We start from the raw sequence: 1,106 nt of genomic DNA, 5'->3' as shown, positions 1-1,106 counted from the left end.
GGGAAAGTTTCCAGCGTTACAAAGGCGCTGGGCAGCATATACTCGGCCAAGTGCTGTGCCAGTTGCTGGCGCAATTCAGTTGGCATGAGTTCAGTGTCAGGCTGAGGGAGGAGATAAGCCACGAGGCGGGTATCACCCGGGATATCTTCACGGGCGATGACAACTGCTTCGCGTACCCCTGAACACTGAGAAAGACGTGCTTCGATCTCGCCAAGTTCAATGCGGAAGCCGCGCAGTTTGACCTGAAAATCATTGCGGCCCAGATACTCAATGCTGCCATCCGGCAACCAACGCCCGAGATCGCCGGTTTTATACATTCGAGAGCCAGTGACTGATGAGAATGGATCAAGAATGAAACGCTCTGCTGTTAAGGCTGGACGGTTCAGATAACCGCGCGCAACACCGGCACCACTGATATAGATCTCACCGGCAACACCGAGAGGGACTGGCTGGCCTTGCGTATCCAGAATATAGATCCGGGTGTTGGCAATAGGACGTCCGATGGAAGGCGACATTTGGGTCAGGCTGTTTAACGTAGACCAGACCGTGGTTTCCGTTGGCCCATATAAATTCCAGAGCGTAGGAACCTGTTGGAGCAACTGTGTTGCCAGTGTTTCTGGCAGGGCTTCCCCACCGCACAACACCTTAAACTTAGTTGGCAGAGTGAAATCCGATAGTTGCAACAACATACGCCACGTTGAAGGGGTTGCCTGCATGAGTGAGACATTATGGCGAATAATCAAGGCGGCCAATTGCTGTGCATCTGCTGCCTGCGCCTGCGTTGCCAGTATGATTTGTGCCCCCGTCAATAACGGCAGGAATAGCTCCAAAATGGAAATATCAAAGGAGAGAGAGGTCACACTCAGTAAAATATCATCCCCCGTAATACCGGGTTCCTTGCTCATTGAACACAGGAAATTAACCACATTACTGTGCTCAACCATGACTCCCTTTGGTTTCCCCGTTGAACCTGAGGTGTAAATCACATAGGCCAGATTATGGGGGGCCAAACCTAATGTCTGTGCATCAGGATTACTTTCTGTACAGGCGTTGTCTAGAGGAGCATCAAGCAATACAGTAGGCAAATTGCTGTTCAGTGTCTCCAC

General features: G+C 51.2%; 1 protein-coding gene. It reads right to left on the bottom strand.

Annotated elements, in window-relative coordinates:
• Positions 1 to 1,106, bottom strand: a 1,106-nt coding sequence (locus Xmir_RS22135) for a non-ribosomal peptide synthetase (RefSeq protein WP_145956957.1), incomplete at both ends; no start/stop codon positions are given.

It is taken from the genome of Xenorhabdus miraniensis, assembly GCF_002632615.1.
The sequence above is the reverse complement of the archived record's forward strand: the minus strand, read 5'-3'. Positions and strand labels throughout refer to the sequence as shown.